Below are 23472 nucleotides of genomic sequence, written 5' to 3'. Positions count from 1 at the left end.
TCTCCGCCGACAGGATGGTCCACAGTGGATCAACCGAGGGCAGGAGAACTCATGGGTACGGGATACGACGTCGCGGTGTTCGGGGCTTACGGGCACACCGGACGGTTCGTGGTGGCGGAGTTGCGCGAGCGGGGGATCGGCGTGCTGGCCGTGGGCCGGGACGAAGCCAAACTGCGTGACCTGCCCTGGCCCGGCCTCGAGATCCGGCAGGCCTCGGTCCATGACCCGGCCTCTCTCGACCGCGCGCTGGAAGGCGCGGACGCGGTGATCAACGCCGCCGGTCCGTTCGCCGACACCGCCGCTCCGGTGATCGAAGCGGCGCTGCGGGCGGGCGTGCCGTATCTGGACGTGGCCGCGGAGCTCGAAGCGAACATCGACACGTTCGCCCGGTTCGGTGATCGCGCCGAGGGGGCGACGGTGATCCCCGCGATGGCGTTCTTCGGCGGCCTCGGCGACCTGCTGGTCACCGCCGCGATGGGCGACTGGACGTCGGCCGATGAGGCGCATATCGCCTACGCGCTCAGCAGTTGGCACCCGACGGCCGGAACCCGCGCGGCGGGCAAGGTCTCACGGGAGCGGAGGAACGGGCAGCGGCTCCGGTTCTCCGGCGGACGGATCGAGCACCGGGACGACGCGTTGCCGACCTTGGACTGGGACTTCCCCGCGCCGCTCGGTACCCAGGCGGTCCTCGGCGAGTTCACCATGGCGGACGTCGTCACCGTGCCGAGTCACCTGCCGATTCCGGAGGTGTGCACGTACATGACGGTGAACGCGGCAAGCGACGTGCTGGCACCCGAAACACCGGCGCCGCCCGCGGACGGCCCGTCTCCGCAGACCTTCGTGGTCGACGTCGTCGTGCGGTCCGGCGGCGAGGAACGGCGGATCGTGGCTCGCGGACAGGACATCTACGCCATCACGGCCCCGTTGGTGGTGGAGGCGGCCCAGCGGGTGCTCGACGGCCGGACCAGGGCGACCGGCGTCGTGTCGGCCGGGGAGGTCTTCGACGCGGCCGACTTCCTGGCGGCGCTGGCGCCGCGGGTCACCGTGGAAACCGTCGAGTGAACGGCCGTGCCGCTCGGCTACCTGAGGAGGCGGCGAGGGCGGCATAGGCGCGACGATGACCGCCAGATCCGCGGGGCACGCTGACCCTCTCGGTCTCGGGCGCCGGACTGACGACGCGCGTCGTCGACCAGATCGTCTGTACCGGCAGGGATTCGCTCGGCATCGACGGGCAGATCACCTTGCGTGGCGGGGGAAAGTGCCCAGGATGCGCTGTTCTGTCCCTTGCCCGGCCGGAAAGCACGGCTCAGCGCCGCCGCTGCGCGAAGTGGTCTGAATCACCGGTGCAGTTCCCTCGCTTTGTCTGGACCATCCGGCTAGCTTAGGCAAGGCTAAGCACATCAGACGTGGGGTGGTTGGGGCGTGGAAGGCATCAAGGGCAAGGTCGCGCTCGTCACCGGAGGCGCGCGCGGGATCGGGGCGGCCGTCGTGGACGGGCTCGCCGGAGCGGGCGCGATCGTGGCGGCGGTGGACCTGGTGGAAGGTCCCGGCGGGGACGGGGTGACCTCCTATGTCGCGGACGTCGGGGATCCGGCGGCCGTCGCGCGCGTGGTCGGCGAGATCGAACGCGACCTCGGGCCGATCGGGATCGGGGCGTCGGTCGCGGGAGTGCTGAAGCCGGGTTCGGTGTGTGAGACCAGTGACGAGGACTGGGCGGCGACCTTCGCGGTCAACTCCACCGGCGTGTTCACCGTGCTGCGCGAGATCTCCCGCCGCATGTTGCCTCGCCGCAGCGGTGTGCTGGTGACGGTGGGGTCGAACGCCGCAGGTGTCCCGAGGACCGGGATGGCCGCCTACGCCGCCTCGAAGGCCGCGGCGACGATGCTGACCCGCTGCCTGGGACTCGAACTCGCCGGCTCCGGCATCCGGTGCAACATCGTCTCACCCGGCTCGACCGACACCGACATGCAACGTCTATTGTGGACGGACGAGAACGGCGCGGATCGCGTGATAGCGGGAAATCCGGAGCAATACCGGGTGGGCATACCGCTGGGCCGGATAGCCGATCCCGCCGATATCGCCGACGCCGTCCTGTTTTTGGCTTCCGATCGCGCGCGGCACATCACGATGCAGAACCTCTACGTCGACGGTGGCGCCACGCTCCGCGGCTGATCTCAATGATGCAACGAAGACTTTTCGGGTCCGTATGATTAGGTTAGGCTAACCGAAATTTCTGGCCCGGACAGCAGTATTCGCGAAAGGGAATCCAGTCGTGTCCTCACCCGCACCGGCTCGGCCGAGGCCGGTCCATCAGGCGGCCGATCTGCTGGCGGCGTACCTGCCCGGCTCGTTCTACTACTCGTCCGCCCGGGGATCCTTGCTCGCCGACGGGGTGTACTCCCCGGTCCACGCGGTGCCGGGCAGGCGTGCCCGCGCCGCCGCCGAGGTCCTCGACGCCGCCCTCGTGGCGGGAGTGACCGAGCCCGTGGTGGCCGGGGCGATCGGGTTCCGGCCCGACGCCGCGAGCAGCCTGGTGGTGCCCGCCGTGGTGCGCCGGGCCGGACCACCGGAGCAGAGTGGTCCGGTCGCACCGCTCGGCGGGAGCTGGTCGGTGTCGCCGCGGCCCGCGCCAGAGGTCTACACCACTGCCGTCGCCAGGGCGCTGGACGAGATCCGCGACGGCGAGCTGCGCAAGATCGTGCTGGCCCGCTGCCTCGACATCACCGGCGGCGATCCCGTCGCCGTGCCGCGGCTGCTGGCTCGCCTCGTGCACGCGGACCCGGCGGCCCACGCCTTCGCCGTCGACGTCAGCGCGCCCGGGGATCCCGCGCCACGCACCCTGATCGGCGCGAGCCCCGAACTGCTGGTCTCCCGTCGCGGCCGGATCGTCACGGCGAACCCGCTGGCCGGTTCGCGGCCGCGAGCGGCCGACGACGCCGAGAACGCCCGCCGGATCGGCGAGCTGCTGGCGTCCGAAAAGGACCGTGCCGAACACGCCCACGTCGTCGCGCAGGTGGCCGAGGTGCTGGGCCGGTTCTGCGTCGACCTCGACGTTCCCGCCGAACCCGAGGTGATCGGCACACCCACGATGTGGCACCTCTCCACTCGGATCAGCGGACGGCTCGCCGATCCGGGCGACGCCGGTTCGTCCGCGCTCGGGCTCGCGGAAGCACTGCATCCGACCCCGGCCGTCTGCGGGGTGCCGACAGCACTCGCCCGCGACACCATCGCCGCGCTGGAACCCGAGGATCGCGGCTATTACGCGGGTCTGGTCGGCTGGACCGATCCGGACGGAGACGGCGAATGGGTCGTCACCATCCGCTGCGCCGAGGTCCGCGACCGGACCGTGCGGCTGTTCGCCGGCGCCGGGGTGGTGGCCGGGTCCGACCCGGAAGCGGAACTCGCCGAGACCGGCGCGAAGTTCGGCACCATGCTGCGCGCGCTCGGGCTGGAGGGCGTGGCGTGAACCCCGATCACGTGCCCTGGCCGCCCGGGACCGCCGCGCGTTACCGGGCTTCGGGATATTGGCGAGGCCAGACGTTCGGCGCGCTGCTGACCAGCCTCGCCGAGGCCTACGCCGAACGTCCGGCCGTGATCGGCGAGACCGCTCGCTGGAGCTTCACCGAACTCGACGAGCGGGCGCACCGGCTCGCCGCCGGGTTCGCCGGAGCCGGGATCCAGGCCGGCGACCGCGTCGTCGTGCAACTGCCGAACGTGCCGGAGTTCGCGTCCGTCGTTTTCGGACTGTGGCGCGCCGGTGCGCTGCCGGTGTTCGCGTTGCCCGCCCACCGGGCCAGCGAACTGCGGCATTTCGCCGGACAGAGCGAGGCCGCGGCGATCCTGACCGTCGGCGAGCACGAACGCTTCGACCACGCGGCCATGGCACGCGCGGTCGCGGCCGAAGTCCCGTCGGTACGGGAAGTCTTCGTCGTCGGCACGGAGGAGTTCGCCGCACTCGAAGCGACCACTCCGCGAGCCTTGCCGGATCCCGACCCCGCCGGTGTCGCGTTCCTCCAGTTGTCGGGCGGAAGCACCGGCCTGCCCAAGCTGATCCCGCGCACGCACGACGACTACCTCTACAGCGTCCGGGAGAGCGCGCGGATCTGCGGCCTGCGCCCGGAAAGCGTGTACCTGGCCGCGTTGCCGGTCGCGCACAACTTCCCGCTCAGCTCGCCGGGCCTGCTCGGCGCGCTGCACGCGGGCGCGGCCACGGTGTTCGCGCCGCGTCCGGACGCCGACACCGCGTTCCGGCTGATCGAGGCCGAGGGCGTGACGATCACCGGGCTCGTCCCGCCGCTGGCCGCGGCTTGGGCACAAGCCGCCGCGCGGACCACCCGTGATCTGTCCACTTTGGACGTCCTGCTGGTCGGTGGCGCCAAATGCGCGCGCGAGCTGGCGGAGAAGATCGGGCCGGCGCTGGGCTGCCGTCTGCAGCAGGTGTTCGGCATGGCCGAGGGACTGGTCTGCTATACCCGGCTCGACGATCCGGACGAGTACGTGCTCTCGACGCAGGGACGGCCGATCTCGCCGGACGACGAGATCCGCGTCGTGAACCCGGACGACCCACTGTCCACTTCGGACGACGTCGTCGCGCCGGGTGGGATCGGCGCGCTGCTGACCCGCGGCCCGTACACGATCCGCGGTTACTACCGCGCCACCGAGCACAACAAGACCGCGTTCACCGAAGACGGCTTCTATCGCACGGGAGACCTGGTGCGGCAGCATCCGTCCGGGCATCTGGAAGTGGTCGGCCGGGCCAAGGAACAGATCAACCGCGGCGGCGAAAAGGTGGCCGCGGAAGAGGTCGAGAACCACCTGATGGCCCACCCCGGTGTGCTCGACGCCGCCGTCGTCGCGGTGCCGGACCCGTATCTGGGCGAGCGCACCTGCGCTTACGTCGTCCCCGCTGCCGGTGCCGACCCCGGCGCGGCGGAACTGCGCCGGTTCGTGCGCGAACGGGGGGTGGCGGCGTTCAAGGTGCCCGATCTGGTCCAGGTGGTGCCGGGGTTCCCGGTGACCGGCGTCGGAAAGACCAGCAAACGCGAGCTGCGGGCGGCACTGGCTGCCCTGGCGAAGGAGAAGTGAACGTGTCGCTGCCCAAGATCCAGCCGTATCCCCTGCCGACAGAGGTCGAGTTGCCCGCCGGACGGGTCGGCTGGAAACCCGAGCCCGCCCGCGCCGCGCTGCTGGTGCACGACGCGCAGCGGTACTTCCTCGCGCCGTACGAGGGATCGCCGATCCCGGAGATGGTCGCGAACATCGCCGCGCTCGCTGACGCCGCCCGCGCGGCGGGGGTGCCGGTGTTCTACACCGCACAGCCCGGTCACCAGGCCGCCGAAGACCGCGGCCTGCTCACCGAATTCTGGGGCGACGGCATCGGCGCGGTCATCGAGGACGATCCCTCGGCCGCGGACGTGGTGCCCGAACTCGCCCCTAAACCGGGTGACACCGTACTGACGAAGTGGCGCTACAGCGCGTTCCAGCGCAGCACGTTCACCGAACAGCTCGCCGAAGCGGGCCGGGACCAGCTGCTGATCACCGGCGTCTACGCGCATATCGGCTGCCAGGCCACCGCCGTCGAGGCGTTCATGCGCGACGTGCGGCCGTTCCTGGTCGGCGACGCGGTCGCGGACTTCTCCCGTGCACGCCACGACCAGGCCTGCGAATACGTCGCCCAGCGCTGTGGCGCACTCACCACCACGGCCGCCGCGATCGCCGCGCTGGCCCCGATCCACGCCGGAGCACGGTCATGAGCCTCACGACAGAGAAGATCCACGCCGACATCGCCGAACTGCTCGGCTGCGATCCGGCCGAGCTGACCCCGGAAACCGATCTGACCGACCTCGGCCTCGACTCGATGCGGATCATGGGCTTGGTCGAGCAGTGGCGCTCCGAAGGCGCGGACACCCTCGAATTCGCCGACCTCGCCGAGCAGCCGACGCTGGGCCACTGGACGAAGATCCTCGCCGGGAACACCGCGTGAACCGCGCCGACCATCGCCACCGGCATCTGGAGCGCATCGCCGAGGTCCGCGCGGGTGAGCACGCGGAGAAGGTCCCGTATCCGATCCGCGTCCGGCAGGCCGAAGTCGTGCGCACCACGATGATCGGCTCCGGACTGCTCCGCGTCACCCTCGGCGGTCCCGGTACGGCGGGTTTCGAGGCGCACTCGCCCGACGAACACGTCAAAGTGCTGTTCCCGGAGGTCGATCCGGAGCCGCGCTTGCCGGTTCAGGACGGCGACATGCTGCGCTGGCCGAAGCCGTCACCGACGTCGCGGGAGTACACGGTCCGCCGCTACGACCCGGTTTCCGGGGAACTCGATCTGGATGTCGCGCTGCACCAAGGCGGGCTCGGTTCCGGATGGGCGGAGAAGGTGACTCCGGGAACCGCGGTGCACGTCGCCGGACCGCCGGGCGGGCTGATCGTGCCGCACACCTACGACCGCTACCTGCTCGCCGGCGACCTCACCGCGCTGCCCGCGATCGCGCGCTGGCTCGAAGAACTGCCCCGCACCGCCGCGGGCTGGGCGTTCATCGAGGTCGCCGACCCGAGCGAGCAGATCGAGCTGTCCGCGCCCGAAGACGTCGAAGTGCGCTGGCTGCACCGAGACGGCACCGCGCCGGGTGACACCGAGCTGCTGGCCCGTGCCGTCCGCACGATCGAAGTCCCCGCGGGCCAACGGCTTTACGCCTGGGTCGCCGGGGAAGCCGGGCAGATCAAGCCCTTGCGCCGCTGGCTCAAGAACGACCTCGGCCTCGGCAAGGACGACCACGACGTGACCGGCTACTGGAAACGCGGAGTCGCGGACTTCGACGACGACCACGACCACTGAATTCCCACCCCCGAAGAACGAGGAAATCCATGCGCACCACCAGAACCCGTCGCCTCGCCGGAGCGCTCGCGCTCGCTTTGACGGTCGTGACCGCGGCCACCGCCTGTGGTTCCGGCGAAGACGGCAAGGCCGCCGACGGCGGGCAGACCCGGGTGTTAGCCGCCGACAACGGCCAGATCACCATCCCGGTCTCGCCGAAACGGGTCATCGCCACCGGCTATGCCGTGCCCGCCCTGCTCGAAGCGGGCGCGCCGCTGGTCGGGGTGTCCAGCTGGAAGCGCGGCATCCCGCTGTTCAACGAGCAGGAGCGCAAGAAGTACGACGAGCTGGCGAAGGTCGCGGGCGAGTCGGCGGCGGAGACGAACTACGAGGCGATCGCGCAGGCCGATCCGGACCTCATCGTCATCGGCGTGCCGAAGCCGGTGCTCGCCGACATCGACATCAAGCGGCTCGAAGCGATCGCGCCGGTCGTGGCGATCGGCCCGTCGGTACCGTCGATGTGGCGTGAGCTGTCCCGCAAGCAGGCCGACGCCGCCGGCGCCACCGCCGGATTCGACGCGCTCAAGACCGCGTACGACACCAAGGCCAAGGGGCTGGCCGAGAAGTACAAGGCGGTGCTGCCGCAACTGAAGCTGGGCCACGTCGGGGCCTACGGCGAAGTCGCCAAGGGCAACTTCCAGCGTGAGTTCAACGGTTCCTGGGGCACCAACATCGCGCAGGACCTCGGCGCCACCTACTACGGCCAGGTCAAGGTCAAGGGTGGCGGCTCCAAGGACGTCAGCGAGTACCCGTCGATCGAAGAGCTGCCGACCGCGTTCGCGCAGGCCGACGCCATTACCTACTCGGTCAGCGCCGACGGTTCCGTGCCCGCGCCGGTCAAGTACGTCCTCGACTCGCCGCTGTGGAAGGAACTCCCCGCGGTGAAGGCGGGCAAGGTCTACCCGTTCCGCTACACCGAGGCCGCCACCTACCGGGCCGCCACGTCCACTTTGGACGCCATCGACCAGGCGTTCGCGCCGCTGCTCAAGCAGTGACCACCACCGGGCGGTCCGCGCTGCTGGGCGGCGCACTGCTCGGGCTCGTCGTGGTCGCCGTGCTGAGCGTCGGGATCGGCGCGCACGCCATCGCCCCCGGGGAGGTCGTGCGCGCCCTGCTGGGCGAGGGGGATCCGAGTGACCGGGCGGTGGTTCTGGACATCCGGATGCCGAGGGCGGTGCTCGCGGTCGGCGTCGGCGCGGCCTTGGCGGTCGGGGGAGTGCTCGTGCAGGCGTTGTCCCGCAACGCCTTGGCCGAACCCGGGGTGCTCGGCGTGACCGCGGGCGCCGGATTCGCCATCGCGGTGGGTTCGGCGCTCGGCCTCGCCGCCTCGGCACCCGCCGAACTGGGCCTGGCGGTGCTGGGCGCGGCGGGCGCCGCGGTGCTGGTGTACGCGGTCGGCCGCCGGTCGCCGCTGCGGCTGGTGCTGGCCGGGACCGCGTTGAGCGCCGTGCTGCTCGGCTTGACCCTCGGCCTCCGGCTGCTGTTCCCCGACACCTTCGACGTCTACCGGTTCTGGTCGGTCGGGTCGCTGGCCGGTCGCGAGCAAGCCCCGACCACGGTGCCGCTGGTCATCATCGGCCTGTCGCTGCTGGGCGCGTTCGCGGTGAGCCGTCAGCTGAACGCCATCGCGCTCGGCGAGACGGTCGCGCACACCCTCGGCGCGAACGTCGCGCGCGTCCGGACGGTCACCCTGCTGCTGATCACGCTGATGGCGGGGGCGGCCACCGCGCTGGCCGGGCCGATCCTGTTCGTGGGGCTGATCGTGCCGCATCTGGCCCGGCGGGTGGCGGGCGCGTCGATCCCGTGGCTGATCGCGTTCGCCGCGCTGCTGGGCCCGGTCCTGATGCTGGCCGCGGACGTCGGCTCGCGGGTCCTGCTGCCGACCGGTGAGGTCCCGGTCGCGATCGTGACCGCGTTCCTCGGCGGCCCGGTGCTGATCTGGGCCGTCCGCAAATACGGGGCGGCGCCGCTGTGACCGCCTTCGTCTTGCGGCGCGGGCGGTTCTCCGCCCGGCTGGAACGCCGCACCCTTTGGTTCTTCGTGGCGATGATCGTGGTCATCGCGGGGCTGACGCTGCTCGGCCTCTGTTACGGCGCGGCGTGGGCGAGTCCTGCCCGCGTGTTCGCCGCGCTCACCGGAGCCGGTGGCGGTCCGGGGGTCGTCATCCGGGAATGGCGGCTGCCGCGGGTGCTGGCCGGACTGGTGTTCGGTGCCGCGCTCGGCCTGGCGGGCGCGATCTTCCAGAACGTCACCCGCAATCCGCTCGGCAGCCCGGACGTGATCGGTCTCGACGCCGGCGCGTACACCGGCGCGCTGTTCGCGATCACCGTGCTTTCGGGGACGTCGACGCAGTTGACGATCGGTTCGGTGCTCGGCGGGGTGCTCACGGCGGCGATCGTGTACGCGTTGTCGCTCGGCGGCGGGCTTTCCGGACTGCGGCTGATCGTCATCGGGATCGCGATCAACGCGATGCTCACCGCGTTGAACTCATGGATCGTGCTGCGCGCCGAACTCGAGATCGCGATCGCGGCCGTCGGCTGGAACGCCGGTTCGCTCAACGGGGTCGGCTGGGACGACGTCACCATCCCGTTCGGGGTGCTGGCGGTGCTGTTCGTCGTGCTGTTCACCAGGGCACCGGCGTTGCACCAGGCCGCGCTCGGTGGCGCACTGGCGGTCACCACCGGTGTCCGCTGGGACCGGCTGCGGCTGCACCTGGTGCTCATCGGGGTCGGCTGCACGGCCACGGTCACCGCCGTCGCCGGGCCGATCGCGTTCATCGCGCTGGCCGCCCCGCAGATCGGGCGGCGGCTGGCCCGCACGCCCGGAATCGGCCTGCTGCCCGCCGCGCTCACCGGCGCCGTTCTCCTGACCGGCGCCGACCTGGCCGCCCAGATGCTGCTCGCGCCGGAAGCGCTGCCGGTCGGTGTGGTCAGCACCGTGATCGGCGGCGGCTACCTGATCTGGCTGCTCACCAAGGAGGTGCGGCGCACATGAGTGCCCGCTTGACCGCCCGGGACCTGACCCTGCGCTACGGCGACCGGGTCGTGTCGACCCGGCTGAGCCTCGACGTGCCCGACCGCGCGTTCACCGCCGTCGTCGGACCGAACGCCTGCGGCAAGTCGACCTTGCTGCGCGCGTTCGTCCGGCTGTTGCGGCCGTCCGACGGCGAGGTCCTGCTCGACGGCAAGGACGTCGGTTCCTTTCCCGGCAAGGGGCTGGCGCGGGAACTCGGTTTCCTGCCGCAGGATCCGGCCGCGCCGGAGGACGTCCGGGTCCGTCAGCTGGTCGCGCGCGGCCGGTTCCCGCATCAGTCGTTGTTCGCGTCGTGGTCCGAAGAGGACGAACGCGCGGTGCTCGACGCGATGACCGCGGCCGGGGTGGCGGGACTGGCCGACCGGCCGGTGCAGGAACTCTCGGGCGGTCAGCGTCAGCGCGTGTGGGTGGCGCTGGTGCTGGCGCAGAAGACGCCGTACCTGCTGCTCGACGAACCGACGTCGTTCCTCGACATCGCGCACCAGTACCAGTTGCTGGGGTTGCTGGCGCGGCTGCGCGACGAGGGCGCCACGGTGATCGCCGTCCTGCACGACATCAACCAGGCCTGCCGCTACGCCGATCACCTCGTCGCCCTGCGGGACGGTCGGATCGTCGCGGAAGGCGCGCCTGCCGACATCGTCGACGCCGAGCTGATGAAGGAGGTCTTCGATCTCCCCAGTGTCGTCGTGCCCGACCCGGTGACCGGAACCCCGATGGTGGTGCCTTCATGCTGAACCTCACCGGAGCCCAGTTGGGCATTTGGACCGCGCAGCGGCTCGAACCCGACTCGCCGTACTACGTCGTCGGTGACGTCATCGAGATCGTCGGCGAAAAGCCGGTCGACCTCGACGCGCTGACCGAGGCGATCCGCGCGACCGCCGAAGAGGCCGACAGCCTGCGGCTGCGTGTCTTCGAGACGCCGGACGGCCCGCGCCAGCTGGTGTCCACGGATCCGGTGCCGTCGCCGTCGGTGGTGGATCTGCGCGGCGAGGCCGATCCGGTGGCCACCGCGCACGCGCGGGTGGACGCCGAACGCCGCCGGGTCGCCGAAGCCTGCCGCGAAATGGTCGACCGGCCGCTGTTCTCCCACCTCGTGCTGAGGCTTTCCGACTCGCACGTGTGGTTCACCCAGCTCGGGCACCACCTCGTGTTCGACGGCTACACCGCGGCGATGCTCGCGCGCCGGACCGCCGGCCGCTACACCGCTTCGGTCCTGGGCAAGGAAGTACCGCCGTCGACATTCGCGCGGTTCGCCGATCTCGTCGAGTCCGATCGCTCTTATCGCGAGAGCGAACGGTTCGCCCAAGACCAGGAGTACTGGCGCGAGCGGTTCACGCCGTTGCCGGATCTCGACGACGGCGGCAGCGCGTCGGGCCCGCCCGAACGCACGGTGACCGCCCGGTCGGTCCTGCCCGCCGAGGACCTGGCACGGTTGCGCGACTTGGGGAAACGCGCCGGAACGACCTGGGGCGACGCGCTGATCGCCTGCTACGCCGCCTTCCTGCACCGCGTCCTCGGCTGGACCGACGTCGTGTTCGCGATGCCGTTGATGTGCCGTGAAGGGGCCGCGTTGCGGACCCCGGCGATGGCGGTCAACGTGCTGCCGCTGCGGGTCACGGTGCTCCCGGAGGACTCCGGCACCGAACTGACCGCGCGCGTCGCGGGCGTACTGAAGGAGATGCGCACGCACCAGCGGTATCGCGGCGAGGACCTGCCGCAGGACCTGGCGGTACCCGGCGCCGGGGCGCTGCTGCACGGCCGGGGTATCAACCTCAAGGCCTTCGATCTGAAGCTCGACTTCGCGGGCTCGCACGGCACCATGCGCAACGTCGCCGGCGGACCGCCCGAGGACATGGGCCTGTCCGTGCTCCCGACGTCGGACGGTGGGCTGCTGCTCGGCTTCGAGGTCGACGCGCGGACCCACGACCAGGCCGCGGTCGACGCCAAGCTGACCGCGCTGCGCTGTCTCATCACCGCGTTGACCGAGCCGGACGGTCCGGCGCTCGCCAGTGCCGATCTGGTGCCGTCGGGGGAGCGGGACACGCTGCTCCAGGAGTGGTCGACACCCGCTCCGGACGGCGAACTCCTGGGCGTACCTGAACTTCTCGCCGGACTCGACCCAGAACAGACCGCTTTGGTGTCCGGTGACGAACGGCTGACCGGCGGGGAACTCGTCCAGCGCGTGCACCGGCTCGCGCGGGTGTTGCGGGCGCGTGGCGTCGGGCCTGACGACGTCGTCGCGCTGGCCCTCCCACGCTCCGCGGAACTCGTCGTCGCCCTGCTGGCGGTGCTCGACGCGGGGGCCGCGTTCCTGCCGCTGGACCTCGCCCATCCCGTCGAGCGGTTGCGGGAACTCGCCGCTGAAGCCGGTGCGGTGCTCACGATCGCGCTTGACGCGGAGATCGTGCCCGGGCGGCAGCTGCTGCTGAACGAGACCGATCTGTCCACAGTGGACGCCTCGCCGCTCGCATCGGAGCGTCATCCGGAACACCTCGCGTACGTCATCTTCACCTCCGGCTCGACCGGCCGCCCCAAGGGCGTCCTCGGCCGGGTCGGCGGGCTCGCGACGCTGTTGCGTCACCACCGCGCGACCACGGTCGCCGAAACCGAACGCGCCGCGGGCAGGCGGCTCCGGGTTGCGCACACGTACTCGTTCGCCTTCGACTCCGCCCTCGATCAGCTGATGTGGCTGCTGTTCGGGCACGAACTCCACGTCTACGGCCCCGACGTCGCCCGGGACGCCGACGCACTGCTGACGGCGTTCGCGCGTGATCGGATCGACGTCGTCGACACCACGCCGTCGATGGCCGGGCCGCTCGTCGACGCCGGACTGCTCGACGGCCCCCATCCGCCCGCCCTGCTCGTCCTCGGTGGTGAGGCGACCCCGCCCGCGCTGTGGCACCGGGTCGCGGAGTCGGGTGTCCGCGCCCGCAACATGTACGGCCCGACCGAGGCCACTGTGGACGGTGCTGGATCCTGGCTGGACGACGGGGAACCGACGATCGGGACCGCGGTACCCGGTACGGCGGTGCGGGTGCTCGACGCCGCGCTGCGTCCGGTGCCCGCCGGAACGCCGGGCGAGCTGTATCTCGCCGGACCGCATCTGGCGCGCGGCTATCTCGGGCGTCCCGGTGCCACCGCCGAGCGGTTCGTGGCGGATCCGTTCGGCGCGCCCGGCGACCGGATGTACCGCACCGGCGACCTCGCGCGCTGGGTGCCCGGCCGCGGCCTGGAGTACCTGGGCCGCCGCGACGGACAGGTAAAGGTCCGTGGCCACCGCGTCGAACTGGGCGAGGTCGAGGCCGCGCTGGCCGCCGTGCCCGGAGTGCGGGCGGCGGCCGCCGCCGTGCGCGGGCCGCGGCTCGTCGGGTACGTCGTCGGCGAGGTCGTGCCGGACGACGTTCGCGCGGAACTCGCCGGGCGGATGCCGGAGCATCTCGTCCCCGCCGCCGTGGTCGTACTCGACGCGCTTCCCTTGACCTCCAACGGGAAGATCGACCGGGCCGCGCTGCCCGCGCCGCGTGCGACGGCCGGCCGGACCGCGGCCACCGAACGCGAGCGCCTGCTGTGCGCGACCATCGCCGAGGTGATCGGCGTCGAAGAGGTCGCCGTCGACGACGACTTCTTCGCGCTGGGCGGCGACAGCATCACCGCGATCAGCGTCAGCAGCAGACTGCGCGCGCACGGCCTCGACCTTCGGCCGCGTGACCTGCTGGCCCGGCGCAGTTTCGAAGCGCTGGCCGCGGCGAGCGCCGAGATCGGCGGCCCCGCCGCACCGCCGGATGAACCTGTCGGTGAGGTACCCGCCCCACCGATCGTCCGGGCCCTGCTCGACCCGCATCCGGACGTCGCGACCATCGCCGGATACACCCAATGGACCGCCGTCCGGCTCGACGAACCCCTGCCGCTCGCCCGCCTCCTCACCGGGGTGCAAACGGTCCTGGACCACCACGACGCCCTCCGGCTGCATTTAGAGGACGAAACGCGGGTGCGCGAACGCGGGTCCGTGCGCGCCGCCGACGTCGTCACCGAAACGACGGGCGATCCGGCCGAGGTCGCGGCGGGGCTCGCGGATTCGCTCGATCTCCGCAGCGGAGTGCTCAGGCTCGCCCTGCTGCCGGATCACCTCGTCATCGTCGTCCACCACCTCGCGATCGACGGCGTTTCCTGGCGCGTCCTCCTGCCGGACCTGCACGCGGCTTGCGCCGGGGACCGGCTCGAACCGACCGGGACGTCGTGGCGGCGGCACGCGCTCCGCCTCGCCGGACAAGGAGCTTCGGGCGCCCGGCGCGGCGAACTCGACCACTGGCGCGGCGCACTCGACGGACCGCGCCTCGGCGACCGGCCCCTCGACCGTGCCGTCGACACGGTCGCGACCGCGAGGCGTTCGGTCACCCTCGCCTCACCGGAGCAGACCGAGGCGATACTTGCCAGTCTCCCGACGGCCTACCGCGCCGGGCCGGACGACGTCCTGCTCGCCGCGCTCGTGCTGGCCCTCCGGTCGTGGCGCGGTGCTCCGGTCGAGGCCGAAACCGTGTCCCTCGAAGGACACGGCCGGGATCAAGACGGCCTGGATCTGTCCCGCACCGTCGGCTGGTTCACCGCCGAGTATCCGCTGCGCGTACCCGTCGGCTCGGTGGCAGCGACCACGGACTTCGACAGCGCGCTCGCAGGCGGCGACGCGGCCGGACAGCTGGTGCGGGCGGCCAAAGAAGCCAAACGTGCCGTCCCGGACAACGGCGTCGGCTTCGGTGTCCTGCGCTACCTCGACCCGCTCACCCGGGACGAACTCGCCGCCGTCCCGTCGCCGGACGTCGTCTTGAACTACCTCGGCCGGTTCGCGGCGCTGCCCGGCAACGGGTGGCGGTTGCCGGAAGAAGACCCGTTCGCGGTGACCGAGCCCGAAGGCAAGTCACTGGACCAGGTCCTGGCACTGAACTGCTTCGTCCGCGAGGACGGCCGTGCCCGGCTCGCCGTCGAATGGACCGCGGCCGGTGCGGTGCTTTCCGAGGACAGCGTCGTGGCGCTTCAGGAAGCGTGGTCGCGAGCGCTGGCGGCCCTGGCCGCGCACGCCGCCCGGATCGGACCGGACGGCGGTGGGCTCACGCCGTCGGATCTGCCGCTGGTCGGCCTCGGCCAGGCCGACATCGACGCGCTGGAGAGCCGGGGCCGCGTCGAGGACGTCCTGCCCGCGACCCCGCTGCAGACCGGGCTCGCGTTCCACACCCTGGCGCGCGGTGACGACGAGACCGACGTCTACGTGGTGCAGGCCGTGACCCTGCTCAGCGGCGCACTCGAGGCCGACCGGATGCGCGAAGCCGCGGCGGAGGTGTTGCGGCGGCATCCCGCGCTGCGTGTCCACCTGCACACGACCGACGCGGGCGAAGTCGTCCAGGTCGTGCCCGCCACGGTCGCCCTGGACTGGCGGCACGCGAGCGTGTCACCGGAGCAGGTCGACGACGAATGCCGTACCGAACTCGCGCGGCCGTTCGATCCGGCGACCCCGCCGCTGATCCGGTTCCTGCTGCTCACCCTCGGCCCGGACGAGCACCGGCTGGTGCTCACCAACCATCACGCGCTCCTCGACGGCTGGTCGATGCCGCTCGTCGGCCGCACGCTCCTGGCCACCTACGCCGAACTCGGCGGCGGCCCGGCGGCCCCGGTCGCCCCGCCGCTCGCGGAGTACCACCGGGTGCTCGGCGAACGCGATCCGGACGCGGCGCTGGAGGCGTGGCGCGAGGCACTGGCCGGACTGGATGAAGGGACCCGGCTCGCCCCGGCGAGCGTGGAGTCCATTGTGGAGCGTCCGGAGCGCGTCACCGTGGAATTGGGCGGGGAGTTCAGCGAACGGCTGCGCGCCTTCGCCCGCGAGCGCGGAGTCACCCCGACGACGGTGTTCCAGACCGCCTGGGGTGTACTGCTCGCCAGGCTGACCGGCCGTCGCGATGTCGTCTTCGGCTGCCCGGTGTCCGGCCGTCCAGCCGAGGTCCCCGGCGTCGAGCGGATGATCGGGCAGCTCGGCGGCACGATCCCGGTGCGAGTGCGGTTCGATCCCGCCGACACCGCGGCCGCGGTGCTGGAGCGCGTGCACACCGAAAGCGTCCGGCTCACCGATCACCATCATGCCGGGCTGCCCGACATCCAGCGCGCGATCGGCGTCGGCGACCTGTTCGACACGATGCTGGTGATGGAGAACTTCCCGCTCTCCAGCCGCGCCCGCACCACCCTGGCCCCGGGGCTGGCTCTCGTCGGCGTCGACATCACCGACGCCACGCACTATCCGCTCACGGTGATCGTGCTGCCCGGCGACGAGTTCACCGTCGGGCTCGGCTACCAGCCCCAGGCCTTCACCCGCGACGAAGCCGAGTCCTTCGGCCGGTGGCTGCGTGCCGTCCTGCACGAGATCGTCACGGACCCGGCCCGCCCCGTCGCCCGGCTTCGCGCGCTCGACGCCGACGAGGAACGGGCGATGCTGCGTCTCGGCGAAGGCCCGGAACCGAAACGGGAGCGCGGCGGCATGCTGGCGGAGTTCGGCCGCTGGGTCCGCGAGACTCCGGACGCCGAAGCCGTCGTGTGCCGCGACCGGAGTCTGACCTACGCCGAGCTGGACCGGCGGGCCAACCGGTTGGCGAACACCCTGATCGACGCTCGCGTGAAACCGCAGGACCCGGTCGCGGTCCTGCTGCGCCGTGACGTCGACCTCGTGGTCGCGTTGTTCGGTGTGATCAAGGCGGGTGCGGTACACGTGCCGATGGATCCGGACTACCCGGCCGATCGGCTCGCGTACATGATCGACGACATCAGGCCCGCCGCCGTCGTGTCCACTTCGGACGTCGACGGCCTTCCGGTGGTCGACCCGGCGAAATTGTCCACAAAGGACACCGATCCGGCCGTCCGCCTCAGTGCGGACGCGCTCGCGTACGTCATCTACACCTCCGGCACGACCGGTAAACCCAAGGGTGTCGCGGTGCCGCACCGCGGCGTCCCGAGCTTGATCGCGTTGCAGGAGGACATCGTCGGGATCGGGACCGCCGAGCGGTACCTGCACTTCGCGTCGACGAGTTTCGACGTCGCCTTCTGGCAGTTCATGCTGCCGCTGCTGTCCGGCGGCACCTCGGTCATCGCGCCGGAAGAGGTGCGGGTCTCCGGTGACGACCTGCTGGCCTACGCCGCCGAACACCGCGTCACCGGGCTCAACCTGCTCCCGTCGTTCCTCTCCGCGATGCCGGACGACGCGACCGTCGATCCGGACGTGTTCTTCGTCGTCGGAGCCGAACGGCTCGACCCGGAGCTGGCCCGGCGCTGGGGGAACCGGCGCGCGCTGTTCAACGCCTACGGCCCGACCGAGGTCACCATCAACTCGGTCACCTGGCACTACGACCCGGCCGACCCCGGGCCACTGCCGATCGGCCGCCCGGATCCGGAGGTCCGCGCGTACGTGCTCGACGGCGGGCTGCTCCCGGTCGGCACGAACGTCACCGGCGAGCTGTATCTGGCCGGGCCGAAGCTGGCTCAGGGCTATGTCGGCCGGGCGGCGCTGACCGCCGAACGGTTCGTGGCCGATCCGTTCGGGCCGCCGGGGGAGCGCATGTACCGCACCGGGGACCTGGTCCGCTGGCGGCCGGACGGGCAGATCGTCTTCCTCGGCCGCGCCGACCACCAGGTCAAGCTGCGCGGATTCCGGATCGAACTCGGGGAGATCGAGGCCGCGCTGACCGCGCACGATGACGTCCGTGCCGCCGCGGTGATCGTCCGTGAGGACCGGTTGGTCGCCTACTTCGTGCCGGTGGACGGCACCGAACCCGATCCGGCCGCGCTGCGCGAGTACCTCGCCGCGGAGCTGCCCGCGTACATGGTGCCGACGGCGTTCGTGGCGCTGGAGCGGTTGCCGCTCGGCCCGAGCGGCAAACTCGACCAGGCCGCGTTGCCCGCGCCGGAAGCCCGCTCCGGCGACGGGCGGGAACCCACCACCCCGGCGGAAGCGGTGCTCCTGCGAGTGGTCCGCGAACTGCTCGGCCCCGGCGTCGGCCTGGACGACGGCTTTCTGGACGCGGGCGGCGACAGCATCGCCTCGCTCCGGGTCGTCTCCCGTGCCCGGCGCGAAGGGCTGAACCTGACCGCCCGCGACGTGCTCGAAGGCGGCACGGTCGCGGGGATCGCCGCGCGCTGTGGCGAACCCGAACAGGCCGAGGAGGCCCACGCCGTCGGCGACGCCCCGCTCACGCCGATCATGCGCGATCTGTTGCGGCGTGCGGGAAAGGCGGCGGACGGGTTCTGCCAGTGGGTCGAGATCTGCGTGCCTTCGGCGGACGACGTTCCTCGCTGGCGCTCGGTGCTCGACGTCGTTCTCGCCCGTCACGATGTCCTGCGTGCGCATCTGGTCGAGGATGCGCTCCGCGTACCGGATATCGGCGCCGTGACCGGTGCCGATGTGCTCACCGCCGTCCGCGTGACCGGTGATCCGCGTGCGGTGCTGGACGCCCAGGTCGAGCAGATCGTGGCGAGGATGGACCCACGCACCGGGCCGCTGGTGCGGGCGGTCCTGGTGGACGCCGGAGAGCACCGGCCAGGACGGTTGCTGCTGGTGGCACACCATCTGGTCGCCGACGCGGTGACCTGGCGGGTGCTGCTCGACGATGTCGAACAGGCCTTCCACGGCAACACCCCGCACCGGCGCGGTCAGTCGTTCCTCGGCTGGGCACGGTCGCTGCGGGCGGCCGCACCGCATCGAGAGGACGAAATGCCGTACTGGCGAGCGATCGCCGCCGCCCCCGAGACCCGGCTGGGCCGCACTCGGCTCGACCCGGCGCGGGATACCGTCGCGACCGCTCGGCATCACCGGATCCACATCGGGCCGGACACGACCCACGCCGTGCTCACCGCGCTGCCCACGGCGTATCGCACCGGCCCGGACACCGTGCTGTTGACCGCGCTCGCCCGCGCGGTCGCCGCGTGGCGGGGGACCGAGGCCGACTTGCTGGTCGCCGTGGAGAGTCATGGGCGGCCGGGGCACACCCCGGACTTCGCGGGCAGGGTCGATCTGGCCCAGACCGCGGGCTGGTTCACCGCCGTGCATCCGGCGCGCATCGCCCCGCCGGCCGGGCCGCTACCGGACGCCCTGCGGGCCGTCCGCGATCACTTGCGCGCGGCGGGAGACGGTCTCGGCCACGGAATCCTCGGCATCGGCGGCCCCCGGCCCGAGGTCGCCTGGAACTACCTCGGCCGCTTCCCGGCGGCCCCGATCGCCGAAACCCCGTGGCAGCGACCGCCGGACGCCGATCCGCTCGGTTCCGGCGGCGGCGCGGAATTGCCGCTGCCCTACGCGCTGACGGTGAACGCGATGGTTCCCGACGGCGGCGGGCTCGGCGTCCGCTTCACTTGGCCGTCCGCGCTGTTCACCGACGACGAGATCGCCGTCCTGGGCGAGCACTTCCGCCGGGAACTGGACGAACTCGCCGCCGATGTGCCGGGACCCGGCGAGGTGCTCCCGCTGACGCCGTTGCAGGAGGTGATCCTGCGTGAGTCCCGGGTGGCGGCGGAAGATCCGTATCCGGTGCAGGCCGCGTTCACGCTGTCCGGTGACCTCGACGTCGAGGCACTTCAGGCAGCGGCGGACGCGCTGGTGCGGCGGCATCCGCACCTGGGCGCGCTCTTCCCGCCGTCGCACGAGGTCCAGGTGATTCCCGCCGAACCGCGGGCCGGTTTCCGGATCCGTGAAGTGTCCGAAGTAGACACAGCTTTGGACGCGGAACTCGCCGAGCCGTTCGACCTCGCCCATGGGCCACTGTGGCGGGTCACCGTGCTGCGGCAGGGACCCGGCCGTCAAACCCTCGTGCTGACCAGTCACCATCTGCTGTCGGATGGCTGGTCCGCGCCACGGATTCTGGACGAGCTGTTCGCGCTGTACGCGGGAAAGCCGTTGCCGGAGCCGGTTCCGCTGACCCGGTACACCCGCTTGCTCGCCGCGGCCGATCACTCCGCCGACCTCCGGGCCTGGCGGGCGGAACTCGACGGCCTTCCCGAAGGCGACCATCTATCGTGCACCGGCGGGTCGGCCGAACCGGCTCTGTTCAGTGTGGACAGCCAGCTGGTGGCGGAACTGACCCGGCTGGGCTCGTCGCGCGGTCTCACCGTCAACACGCTGTTGCAGGGTGCCTGGGCGGCGGTGCTCGCGAGCCGGGTCGGGCGTGCGGACGTCAGCTTCGGGGTGATGACCTCGAACCGGACGTCCGATGTGGACGGTGTCGAAGAGATCATCGGACTGCTGGCGAACAGTGTCCCGGTCCGCGCCCGGTTCACCGGGACGGTCGCCGAGACTCTCGCCGATGTGCAGGCCCGGCAGCAGGCGATGGCGGGGCACCACCGGATCGGCCTGCCCGAACTCGCGTCGCTCGCCGGCCGCGAGCGGCTGTTCGACAGCCTGCTCGTCTTCGAGAACTACCCGGTGGACCCGGCGAAACTGCGCGAACCCGCGCCCGGCCTGACCGTCACCGGCACGAGGTTCCGGGAACGGACGCACCATCCGGTGAGCGTCACCGTGGTTCCCGGTGAACACGGCTGGGAGGGCGTTCTCTACGCGCGGCATACCGACGCACGGTCGCTGGCCGACGATCTGGTCCGGTTCCTCCGGAAGCTACCGTCCTGTTTGGACGGCGACGCCGCCGGATTCGTGGGGGAGCGGTGACCGCGCGCCCGATCGACGCCGCGTTGTGGCGGACGGCGGCCGTTCTGGTGCTCGGCACGTTCATGGCGACCCTGGACAGCACGATCGTCTCGGTCGGCGTCGACACCCTCGCCGACGAGTTCGGTGCGCCGGTCACCACCGTCCAATGGGTGACGACCGCCTATTTGCTGGCCGTGGTCACCGCCGTGCCGGCGTCCGGCTGGCTCGCCGACCGGTTCGGCGGCCGTCGCGTCTGGCTCACCGCCGTCGTCGTGTTCCTGCTGGCGTCGCTGTTGTGCGCGCTGGCGCCCACGCTGCCCGCGCTCATCGCCTTCCGTGTCCTGCAAGGGCTCGCCGGGGGCTTGCTGCCACCGACCGGACAGGCGTTGCTGGCGCGGTCCGCCGGGCCGGACCGGATCGGCCGCGTGATCAGCGTCGTCGGCCTGGTACCGCTGTTGTCGCCGGTGCTCGGCCCGCTGGCGAGCGGCACGATCCTCGCGGTCGCCGACTGGCCGTGGCTGTTCTACGTCAACCTTCCGGTCGGCGTGGTGGCCGTGGTCCTGGCGCGGCGCTGGGTCCCGGCGGACGAACCAGCCGGCCGGGGTGACCGGTTCGACTTCCGGGGCGCGTTGCTGTTGTCCCCGGGGCTCGCGGTCCTGGTGTTCGGACTCACCTGGTTCGAACGCGGGACGCCGGTTGTCGCCGGGATCGCCGTCGCGGTGGGCGTCATGATGCTCGCGGCGTTCGTGCGGCACGGGCTGCGCGCCGACGCGCCACTGCTCGACCCGCGCCTGTTCACCCGGCCGCCGTTCGGGGTCGCCGCGCTGGCGCTGGTCCTGCTCGGCGCGTCGGTGTTCGGCACGATGTTCCTGCTGCCGCTGTATCTCCAGCGTGGCGCCGGACTGTCCACTTGGGACACCGGGTTGCTGCTGGTGCCACAGGGTATCGGCGCGGCGGCCGGGTCGGTGCTGGTGAACCGGCTGGTGGACCGGCTCTCCCCACGCACGCTGGTGCTGAGCGGGATCGCGCTGGTCGCGCTCGGGACCGCACCCTTCACCCAGCTCGGCCCTGATTTCCCGGACTGGGTGATCGTGGCTTCGCTGCTGCTGCGCGGTTTCGGCGCGGCGCTGATCGGCGCACCGGTGATGACGATCGTCTACCGCCGGGTCGAACCCGCCCGGCTGCCCCGGGCCGCCGGGGCGCTGAACCTGCTCAACACGCTCGGCGGCTCGATCGGCACAGCGGTCTTGGCCGTGGTGCTGCAGGCGCGACTGGCCGCACGCGGCCCGGACGTCGCCGCGGCCTTCGCCGACGCGTTCTGGTGTGTTCTCGGCCTCGCCGTCGTGGCGGTCGCCGGTGCGACGCGGCTGCCCCGGGCGGCCGCCCCCGACAAGAAGAGAGGTCACGCGGATGCCTGACCAGGACACCCTGCCCAGCCCGGCCGAGGTGGCCACGAACGGCGTCGTGCCGGAGATCGCCCGGCACCGCGAAACCGTCGCGAACGTCCTCGCCCGGCGCGATTCCCGGCTGCTCGTCGTCGTGGGACCGTGTTCGGTGCACGACACCGCCGGAGCGCTCGAGTACGCGCACCGGCTCGCGGACGCGGCGCGGCGGTTCGCCGACGACCTCGTCGTGGTCCTGCGCGCCTACCTGGAGAAACCGCGGACGATCGCGGGCTGGACCGGCCTGGTGCCCGACCCCACCCTGGACGGCAAGGGCGATCTCGCGTCCGGCGTGCGGATCGGACGGCGGTTCCTGGACGACGCCGCCGCGACCGGGCTGCCGCTGGCGTACGAGTTCGTCGACCCGTTCCTGGCGCCCTACTTCGCGGACACCGTCAGCTGGGGCGCGATCGGCGCGAGGACCGTGGCCAGCCAGCCGCACCGGCACCTGTCGTCGTGGCTGCCGATGCCGGTGGGCATGAAGAACTGCGTCTCCGGGCGGCTCGACACCGCCGTCGCCGCCGTCCAGGCCGCCGGGCTGCCGCATGTCTTCCCCGGCGCCGCCGCGGACGGGCGCCCGCGGGTCCTGCGCAGCACCGGGAATCCGGACGCGCACCTCGTCCTGCGCGGCGGCCCGAAACCGAATCACCACGCGCACGCCGTCGCGGACGCCCTCGACGCGCTGACCGCCGCGGGTTTGCCGCACCGGCTCGTCGTCGACGCCTCGCACGGCAACAGCGGCAAGGACCACAACCGGCAACCCGTCGTCGTCGCGGACCTGGCGGACCAGATCTCGGCGGGCAACGACGCGCTGGCCGGGGTGATGATCGAGTCGTACCTCTCCGACGGCCGACAGGACGTCGGCGCGGTGCCGCCTCGGCCCGACCTCAGCATCACGGACGCTTGCCTGGGCTGGGAGCGGACGGTGCCGCTGCTGGAGTCGCTGGCCTGCGCGAACGCGGTGCGGCGGATCAGCGCCCCTCGGCGATCTCCGCATTTGGTCCTCTAAGTGCGGAGCGCTTCCAGCGCCTTGGTCATGGTCGGCACGAGTTCGTCGCCCATCTTCTCGAATTCGCGCTTCAGCAAGGGATCCGCGAGCTTCGCCAGTCCGTGGAACTTGATGGTGGCGTGGTAACTGATGGTCGTCTCGCCGCCTTCTTCGGTCACCGTCAGGTCGTCGGTGGAGGTCGCGGTCTTGTTGCTGCCGACGAACACGACCCGCCCCGGTTCCAGCTGGTCGAGGCGATAGGTCAGTTCGGTCTTCTTGCCGCGGAACTCGGACACGTTGCGCCATCGCGTCCCGACGGCGATCGGGCCGGCGTCCGCCCGCGTGCAGGACACGGTGCCCGGGTCCCACTCCTCGGCGTGCGCGAAGTCCCGCAGATAGTCGACGACGGTCTGCCTGGGGGTGCGGACGGTGACCGTCCGGTGCACGTGGACCATCCGGACAACGGTACGCAG

At 71.7% G+C, this 23472-nt stretch carries 15 protein-coding genes; 14 read left to right on the top strand and 1 reads right to left on the bottom strand.

What is annotated here, in order from left to right; genetic code table 11:
- Window positions 1-51 precede the first annotated feature (51 nt).
- From ACZ54P_RS19670 to ACZ54P_RS19605, 14 genes are all read left to right on the top strand, one after another.
- On the top strand, window positions 52-1062 hold the full coding sequence (locus tag ACZ54P_RS19670; RefSeq protein ID WP_465462983.1) for a saccharopine dehydrogenase family protein: 1011 nt from the start codon (window positions 52-54) through the stop codon (window positions 1060-1062).
- A 360-nt stretch (window positions 1063-1422) separates the two neighbouring features.
- Complete coding sequence (gene dhbA, locus ACZ54P_RS19665) at window positions 1423-2172, top strand: 2,3-dihydro-2,3-dihydroxybenzoate dehydrogenase (protein WP_465462982.1); 750 nt, start codon at window positions 1423-1425, stop codon at window positions 2170-2172.
- A gap of 100 nt (window positions 2173-2272) precedes the next feature.
- Window positions 2273-3466, top strand: coding sequence for an isochorismate synthase (locus tag ACZ54P_RS19660; protein ID WP_465462981.1), 1194 nt, complete (start codon window positions 2273-2275; stop codon window positions 3464-3466).
- Window positions 3463-5085 (top strand): (2,3-dihydroxybenzoyl)adenylate synthase, encoded by a 1623-nt coding sequence (locus tag ACZ54P_RS19655; protein ID WP_465462980.1) that lies wholly within the window; start codon window positions 3463-3465, stop codon window positions 5083-5085. Before ACZ54P_RS19660 ends, ACZ54P_RS19655 begins: the two co-directional genes overlap by 4 nt.
- Entirely contained in the window at window positions 5082-5753 is a 672-nt protein-coding gene (locus tag ACZ54P_RS19650; RefSeq protein ID WP_465462979.1) for an isochorismatase family protein, read from the top strand. The genes ACZ54P_RS19655 and ACZ54P_RS19650 overlap by 4 nt, the downstream gene beginning before the upstream one ends.
- Window positions 5750-5983 (top strand): phosphopantetheine-binding protein, encoded by a 234-nt coding sequence (locus ACZ54P_RS19645; protein ID WP_465462978.1) that lies wholly within the window; start codon window positions 5750-5752, stop codon window positions 5981-5983. Before ACZ54P_RS19650 ends, ACZ54P_RS19645 begins: the two co-directional genes overlap by 4 nt.
- Complete coding sequence (locus tag ACZ54P_RS19640) at window positions 5980-6834, top strand: siderophore-interacting protein (protein ID WP_465462977.1); 855 nt, start codon at window positions 5980-5982, stop codon at window positions 6832-6834. Before ACZ54P_RS19645 ends, ACZ54P_RS19640 begins: the two co-directional genes overlap by 4 nt.
- Window positions 6835-6863: 29 nt before the next feature.
- Window positions 6864-7868: an ABC transporter substrate-binding protein gene (locus ACZ54P_RS19635; protein ID WP_465462976.1), complete on the top strand. Its 1005-nt coding sequence runs from the start codon at window positions 6864-6866 to the stop codon at window positions 7866-7868.
- On the top strand, window positions 7865-8848 hold the full coding sequence (locus ACZ54P_RS19630) for a FecCD family ABC transporter permease (RefSeq protein ID WP_465462975.1): 984 nt from the start codon (window positions 7865-7867) through the stop codon (window positions 8846-8848). The genes ACZ54P_RS19635 and ACZ54P_RS19630 overlap by 4 nt, the downstream gene beginning before the upstream one ends.
- Window positions 8845-9867, top strand: a complete 1023-nt coding sequence (locus ACZ54P_RS19625) for a FecCD family ABC transporter permease (protein ID WP_465462974.1) — start codon at window positions 8845-8847, stop codon at window positions 9865-9867. Before ACZ54P_RS19630 ends, ACZ54P_RS19625 begins: the two co-directional genes overlap by 4 nt.
- Window positions 9864-10640 carry an ABC transporter ATP-binding protein gene (locus ACZ54P_RS19620; RefSeq protein ID WP_465462973.1) on the top strand — a complete coding sequence of 259 codons (777 nt, stop codon included), beginning with the start codon at window positions 9864-9866 and terminating at the stop codon, window positions 10638-10640. Before ACZ54P_RS19625 ends, ACZ54P_RS19620 begins: the two co-directional genes overlap by 4 nt.
- Entirely contained in the window at window positions 10634-20590 is a 9957-nt protein-coding gene (locus tag ACZ54P_RS19615; RefSeq protein WP_465462972.1) for an amino acid adenylation domain-containing protein, read from the top strand. The genes ACZ54P_RS19620 and ACZ54P_RS19615 overlap by 7 nt, the downstream gene beginning before the upstream one ends.
- A complete protein-coding gene (locus tag ACZ54P_RS19610) occupies window positions 20587-21987 on the top strand; it encodes a DHA2 family efflux MFS transporter permease subunit (protein WP_465462971.1) in 1401 nt (466 codons plus the stop codon). Before ACZ54P_RS19615 ends, ACZ54P_RS19610 begins: the two co-directional genes overlap by 4 nt.
- Window positions 21980-23020 carry a 3-deoxy-7-phosphoheptulonate synthase gene (locus ACZ54P_RS19605; RefSeq protein ID WP_465462970.1) on the top strand — a complete coding sequence of 347 codons (1041 nt, stop codon included), beginning with the start codon at window positions 21980-21982 and terminating at the stop codon, window positions 23018-23020. Before ACZ54P_RS19610 ends, ACZ54P_RS19605 begins: the two co-directional genes overlap by 8 nt.
- Here ACZ54P_RS19605 and ACZ54P_RS19600 read toward each other — a convergent pair.
- Entirely contained in the window at window positions 23017-23454 is a 438-nt protein-coding gene (locus ACZ54P_RS19600; protein ID WP_465462969.1) for an SRPBCC family protein, read from the bottom strand. The two genes, ACZ54P_RS19605 and ACZ54P_RS19600, sit on opposite strands and share 4 nt — an antisense overlap.
- Window positions 23455-23472 lie beyond the last annotated feature (18 nt).

The sequence above is a fragment of the Amycolatopsis sp. NPDC034160 genome, from assembly GCF_055575355.1.
Note: the sequence above shows the minus strand (reverse complement) of the source record. Positions and strands in the feature narration are given on the sequence as shown.

What these genes read in the sequence shown, in the direction of transcription:
- ACZ54P_RS19600 (WP_465462969.1), bottom strand. Translation starts at nt 23,454, where the DNA reads ATGGTCCACGTGCACCGGACGGTCACCGTCCGCACCCCCAGGCAGACC.
- ACZ54P_RS19635 (WP_465462976.1), top strand. Translation starts at nt 6,864, where the DNA reads ATGCGCACCACCAGAACCCGTCGCCTCGCCGGAGCGCTCGCGCTCGCT.
- ACZ54P_RS19605 (WP_465462970.1), top strand. Translation starts at nt 21,980, where the DNA reads ATGCCTGACCAGGACACCCTGCCCAGCCCGGCCGAGGTGGCCACGAAC.
- ACZ54P_RS19620 (WP_465462973.1), top strand. Translation starts at nt 9,864, where the DNA reads ATGAGTGCCCGCTTGACCGCCCGGGACCTGACCCTGCGCTACGGCGAC.
- ACZ54P_RS19645 (WP_465462978.1), top strand. Translation starts at nt 5,750, where the DNA reads ATGAGCCTCACGACAGAGAAGATCCACGCCGACATCGCCGAACTGCTC.
- ACZ54P_RS19615 (WP_465462972.1), top strand. Translation starts at nt 10,634, where the DNA reads ATGCTGAACCTCACCGGAGCCCAGTTGGGCATTTGGACCGCGCAGCGG.
- ACZ54P_RS19670 (WP_465462983.1), top strand. Translation starts at nt 52, where the DNA reads ATGGGTACGGGATACGACGTCGCGGTGTTCGGGGCTTACGGGCACACC.